A 5,525-nucleotide genomic window follows, 5' to 3' on the forward strand; every position below is an offset into this window, starting at 1 on the left:
CAACAATCCACAGTCACCACCGAAATAATCTTGTTTCAAGTTAAGGGGATGGATTGGGAACAGTGATGGAAGCTTCCTAGAGGCTTTTTCGCTATTCCCAAATCGTTCCCTGATTCCAATTAATTGGATGGTGCCTGGCACCAATGTATTTTAGAAAAGGGTGTCGTAATGGGGAAGAGAATAGGGATTTATTTAGCAGGTTTAGCAGCGGCTGCTTTAGGTATTGCCTTAATTATTTTGTCTTTACTTGGTGCAGGTCCATGGGATTCTGTTGCAGTAGGTTTAAATAATCATTTGGGATTAACTATCGGAATGTGGTCGATTATTTCGCAAGTGTTTTTTACATTCCTTACTTGGATGATTGAAAAAACGAGATTTAGAATTGAGTCCATTATCCCAATCGTCATACGAAGCTGGTTTTTGGATATTTGGATTTATTTTGTTTTTAGAAATGCTGACTTTTCATCTTCATGGGAGGTACAGTTGTTCAGTTTAACCATCGGGGTCATTATAGTGGGAGTGGGAATTGGTATTTATGTAGAGGCACAATTTCCGACTACCCCCATTGATGGACTCATGATGGCGATCAGTAATCGATTTGGTTGGAGCCTGAGTATTTCTAGAATCAGTATTGAAGCAAATGGTGCCCTATGTGGGTTTTTATTAGGTGGACCAGTAGGACTTGGAACATTAGTGGTCGCGTTATTTTTAGGAAAAATCATCCAAACTTCTAATCGTCAAATAAAAAAGATGTTACATGTTCAAACGAAACCATTTGAAACTCATTAATTTGATGGGGAAAATTAGGCAGGCTAGCAAAGCATATTGTGATTAAGATTCTTTCACAATATGGATACGTGTGAATAATCTATATCAATTTCTAAAAATAGATGTATATCAATCTTGAAAATTGGTAAAGCTAGTCATGTACCCCCCCTTTTGTTGAAAGAGCATCTGCAGCAGATGCTCTTTTTTTTACTCGTTTGCTTAATCGTTCTATTTTGGATTCTACTTTGAGATTACAGACAGTCCCTGTTACTATTTGTATTCATTTCTATAAGTTTTGCTTTCATCTCCGCTTCAGGAATCGGATGACTCACATAATAACCTTGTATCATTTCCAACCCAAGAGAACGAATGATATTGAATTGTTGTTCATCTTCAATTCCTTCAGCAACTACTTTGAGACCTATACTGTGCGCTATGTTACCAATCGATTTCACCATTTCCCTTTTTGCACTGTCCTCAATGTCCTTGATAAAGGATTGATCAATCTTGACAGATGTGATGGGAAGTATACTCAAATAACTAAGCGAAGAGTAGCCTGTCCCAAAGTCATCCAACGATATATTGATCCCGAAGTCTTGTAACTTCTTTAGTTTATGAAGTGTATCCGTCAAGTTGACAATTGCCACACTTTCCGTAATTTCTAGGGTTACATGTTTAGGATCAAGCTCGCTGTGAAGCAACACTTTTTCGATCGTTTCCACAATATGTTCATTTATAAGTTGTCGATTTGATAAATTAACGGAAACGGAAAGATCAAACCCCTGATCTCGCCACGTTTTTGTTTGTTTACAAGCTTCATTTAACACCCATTCACCAATAGGTAAAATTAAGCCCGTTTCCTCAGATAAAGGGATAAAGTCCATCGGAGAAATAAATCCCTTTTCAGGATGACACCAGCGTAGCAAAGCTTCTGTTGCTACGATTCGATTTGTTTTCAAGTCTAACTGCGGTTGATAATAGACTTGGAGCTGATCCTCTTCAACAGCTTTTCTCAATTGATTTTCTAATGCTAATTTTTTTGAAATTTCCTCACTCATTTCTTTCGTAAAAAATTGATAATTATTTCTTCCTTTTTCCTTTGCTTTGTACATAGCAACATCAGCATACGTAATTAACGTTTCAGCTTCCGTACCGTCCGATGGAAAACAGCTGATTCCTATACTTGGGGTACAGTGGATTTCAATCCCATCCAAAATAAAAGGAGGTGAAAGAGATTGACTTATTCTATTCATTATTTTCTCCGTTTCAACACAAGAAATATCTTGGAGTAAAAGAATGAATTCATCGCCACTTTGTCTGGAAACAATATCCTCTTTTCTAACGTTGCTTACGATGCGTTTAGAGACTTGTTTAAGAAGAAGATCACCCACTCCATGACCATACGTATCATTGATTACTTTAAAACGATCAAGGTCAATAAAAACGACGGCTAACTGATACTGATTTTCCTTTGCTTCTGTAATGGTTTTCTCCATAATAATTTGAAAATAATTCCGATTAACTAAACCAGTCAAGCTATCGTAGTGAGCAAGCTGAAGAATTTCTTTGTTTGCTTTTTCCAATTCAGAAGGGCTTGGTATACGTAATAGTTGTGGAATGATCCGCCAAAGCAATATAGCCGTTACGATGGATATTGCGGCGGTTAATATCATGATTAGATTATGTGCGCTATGGAATGATTTCGTTGGAACTAGGTTTCCTATAACATGCATCAAATGCCCAATGCCACATAACATAATAAACAGGATGAAACAAATATACATCCATTTATAGTCAATCTGTTTCCTTTTCTTCATGAAAATGATGATGGTTACAGGTATTGAGAAATAAGCGATACTTGTTAAGAATTCAGAAATAGTTTGTGCTGTAAAAAGCTCTATCATAGGCACTGACAACATGTGTGAGTTGTGTATATGGACATCATCATGCTTGATTCTCCTCTAAAGATACTTTAAATCTTTTCTTTATTCCTTCCATTGAGGAAGCTTATGCCAACTCTCTATATGCTAACAACAGAGGAGTTTCATCTTTCGTTTGAGTAAACAGATCACCATTATTTAGATACATAAAGATTAAAAAACATCTAAACCTCTCGATATTTCATACTAGATAAGTATAGCGAATAATTCAACAAGAATCACTTATAAGAAACTACTGCCTAATACAAACAGTTCCTGTTACTGTTCATATAGAAAAAGGCAAGCCAGGCTATATAGACTGGCTTGCCTTTTTCTATATGATGCAGGATAAAAAAACAGCAGGTTATCCGCGTCTTCCGCCTCTACCGCCTCGTTTTGATTCTGCGCTACGTTTGAGGGTAAATAAATTCTCTTCACTCGTCTTTAAAAAACGAACCATTTTATCTTCAAAGTTTTCCTTTGGTTGGAAATTGCTTTTTGAACGGAAGTCTTTGGAACGACTATCACCCTGGCGTGATGGACGTTTAGAATAAGAAGAGGTTTGTCCTTCAGGTCTATCTATAGCTTTTTTGATGGACAAGGCAGTTTTTCCATCTTTCTCACTAATTACTTTTACTTCAATTTGATCGCCTACTTTGAGATGATCATTAACGTCTTTTACATAGCTATCCGCTACCTCGCTGATATGCACAAGACCTGTTGAGCCACCTGGTAATTCTACGAATGCTCCAAAGTTAGTGATACCTGTTACTTTACCTTGTACCTTGCTGCCTATTTCAATTGACATAAAAAAGCGTTCCCCCTCAATGATGTTAAAAACACTTTATTATAACAAATTTCACTAACTTGTACAAATCATGCTTCAATAAAAAAGAAACCTTATTGAATTCTCTCCAGAATTACAAGGTCTCTTACCATGATCTTATCTTCATTATTCTTATTTCCTTTCATTTGTTCTTTTTATTCTACACTCTTTAAACCGTTTCTGACCACCCTTCTTAAATTGCTGGAACATGTACATAAGGTACTGATTCAAATCAACTTGATCATCTTTAATGAAATGGGTCAATGTAGCTTTATTTTTTTTCATCTTCTCCCCCCTAACACTGATATACTCTTTTTTATTTCGCCGCTTCATTATTCTGTTTATTTAATTATCTTGTAAATAACAGCTTTCCCACCTTCACCAAGATACCACGATAGCACTCTCGCCACCCTCCTGTATCTATTATATTTGAAAACGCTTACAAACTTCAAGGGTTTTCATACCCTATTTTTCGACAGATCTTTTTTGATAAGTCATTTAATTTTGCGAGGTTAAATTCATGTAATATGATTATAGATTTAGAGTTAATAAAAATAAGCTATTTCATTTCGACCCTAACAAGAAGATCAATCCAAAAATAATGACAATAAACTTGTTGGAATGTCTCATTTCCAAACAAATTTATTGTCATTTAACAGTCGTTTCTATTTTTTGTTTTTTATAAGCAAGCTTTTGATAAACAGTGATGTGTTCATCTAATTTTTGACTACAATAAAGGGTATGGTGGCTATCTAAGCCTGTTGCTTCAGCAACCTGAATTAATTCCTTTTTTAAATAATCGATCCTATCTTCTAATTCATTGATCTCTGTAAACATTATCTACATTCTCCTACTCATCCACTAACTTTTTTTGCAATAGAATATCGTCTAGTATACAAGTAATACTATATGAAGATTCGGTATATTTCAAATAGTTTTTAACGAAATTGCTACGAAGTGTGTGGATCGTTTTTTAGGCCTGAAGATCAATCAAGCTTATTTGTAATCAGCAATCTCACCTAGCTGCGGAAGAAAGTTATCTAAAAAAATAGATATTAATGACCAATATAGATTGTTGAATACCTTGTAATCATACTGCAAACCGTATTTAAACAAGGGTATAAATAGGATCAAAAAGTACGTTTTCAAATACTCTTGCTTTATCCAATAATGGTAAATTCCCTAAATCAACTCTTTTATGAAAAACTTGGCTTTTCTGCGTTGCGTTTGTCTAATTCAAAAAAAAGCTTTTTATATTCAACAATAGATAATTCCCCATAGATATAAGCTTTTTGAATATAATCAAGTAATTCATTGACATGTGATGGGTTACGTTTTTTCGCTAATTTAAAACGGTGTATTAATCCTTCTACTAACATAGTAACTCCTTCTCTCATCTATATTTTTAAAGCTTATGTATGCTTTCAAAAAAAGTATAACATGTGATTTTTAGTAGCATTATTTTCTAAAAATTCAAACTTAGGACATTTTTCTACATCATTTTTTAATTAAATACATTTTATTTATTTTTTGCTTTGCCTAGCCTATCAATAAAACGAATAACACCGAGAAATCTTCACTTATATGTCGAAAGAAAATGGTCTATTTTTTGTGCTTATAATAATAAAATGAGAAGATATCTTGAAATTTATTCCATTTTATTTATTTTAGCAGTTATATGTATTTATCTATCCGTCCTAGCAATATATTAGTGATGCTTAGTCTTTTTGGTAGTTTAAAAGTGTCCTTCTATCATGAGTACTATTTTTATGTCGAAACTTGTTTTCTATTAATCTTTGAACATGTAAGCGTTTTCTGTTATGATGATAATGGGTTGGATGGCACGCGTGGCTGTCATAGTATTTGGCGTAGGTGGGGCCGATACCAGGAAGAGGGCTTAGAGAAAATGGCCTTTTTTATTTGTTAAAACGATCTTTTTTATGCAGTTGAGGGGTTTCTTTTGAAGCCGAAAACATTCATGTACCAACGCTGTATAAAATCATGAATAAACC

General features: G+C 34.4%; 6 protein-coding genes. 1 reads left to right on the forward strand and 5 read right to left on the reverse strand.

The window, feature by feature from the left end; all coding sequences use genetic code 11:
* Positions 1 to 168 precede the first annotated feature (168 nt).
* Positions 169 to 789 (forward strand): YczE/YyaS/YitT family protein, encoded by a 621-nt coding sequence (locus tag JMM81_RS22355; RefSeq protein ID WP_256243762.1) that lies wholly within the window; start codon positions 169 to 171, stop codon positions 787 to 789.
* 230 nt (positions 790 to 1,019) lie between these two features.
* Here JMM81_RS22355 and JMM81_RS22360 read toward each other — a convergent pair whose 3' ends face one another.
* From JMM81_RS22360 to yppF, 5 genes are all read right to left on the reverse strand, one after another.
* On the reverse strand, positions 1,020 to 2,672 hold the full coding sequence (locus JMM81_RS22360; RefSeq protein ID WP_256243763.1) for a putative bifunctional diguanylate cyclase/phosphodiesterase: 1,653 nt from the start codon (positions 2,670 to 2,672) through the stop codon (positions 1,020 to 1,022).
* Between the two features lie 379 nt (positions 2,673 to 3,051).
* Complete coding sequence (locus JMM81_RS22365; RefSeq protein WP_256243764.1) at positions 3,052 to 3,495, reverse strand: S1 domain-containing RNA-binding protein; 444 nt, start codon at positions 3,493 to 3,495, stop codon at positions 3,052 to 3,054.
* Positions 3,496 to 3,645: 150 nt separating this feature from the next.
* Positions 3,646 to 3,798 (reverse strand): hypothetical protein, encoded by a 153-nt coding sequence (locus tag JMM81_RS22370; RefSeq protein WP_256243765.1) that lies wholly within the window; start codon positions 3,796 to 3,798, stop codon positions 3,646 to 3,648.
* A 363-nt stretch (positions 3,799 to 4,161) separates the two neighbouring features.
* Complete coding sequence (locus JMM81_RS22375; protein WP_256243766.1) at positions 4,162 to 4,350, reverse strand: aspartyl-phosphate phosphatase Spo0E family protein; 189 nt, start codon at positions 4,348 to 4,350, stop codon at positions 4,162 to 4,164.
* Between the two features lie 359 nt (positions 4,351 to 4,709).
* Complete coding sequence (yppF, locus tag JMM81_RS22380) at positions 4,710 to 4,892, reverse strand: YppF family protein (RefSeq protein ID WP_256243767.1); 183 nt, start codon at positions 4,890 to 4,892, stop codon at positions 4,710 to 4,712.
* Positions 4,893 to 5,525 lie beyond the last annotated feature (633 nt).

Origin of the sequence: Bacillus sp. V3B, from assembly GCF_024494465.1 — a bacterium.
Taxonomy (GTDB): domain Bacteria; phylum Bacillota; class Bacilli; order Bacillales; family Cytobacillaceae; genus Bacillus_BD.

What these genes read in the sequence shown, in the direction of transcription:
- JMM81_RS22355 (WP_256243762.1), top strand. Translation starts at nt 169, where the DNA reads ATGGGGAAGAGAATAGGGATTTATTTAGCAGGTTTAGCAGCGGCTGCT.
- JMM81_RS22360 (WP_256243763.1), bottom strand. Translation starts at nt 2,672, where the DNA reads ATGATAGAGCTTTTTACAGCACAAACTATTTCTGAATTCTTAACAAGT.
- JMM81_RS22365 (WP_256243764.1), bottom strand. Translation starts at nt 3,495, where the DNA reads ATGTCAATTGAAATAGGCAGCAAGGTACAAGGTAAAGTAACAGGTATC.
- JMM81_RS22370 (WP_256243765.1), bottom strand. Translation starts at nt 3,798, where the DNA reads ATGAAAAAAAATAAAGCTACATTGACCCATTTCATTAAAGATGATCAA.
- JMM81_RS22375 (WP_256243766.1), bottom strand. Translation starts at nt 4,350, where the DNA reads ATGTTTACAGAGATCAATGAATTAGAAGATAGGATCGATTATTTAAAA.
- yppF (WP_256243767.1), bottom strand. Translation starts at nt 4,892, where the DNA reads ATGTTAGTAGAAGGATTAATACACCGTTTTAAATTAGCGAAAAAACGT.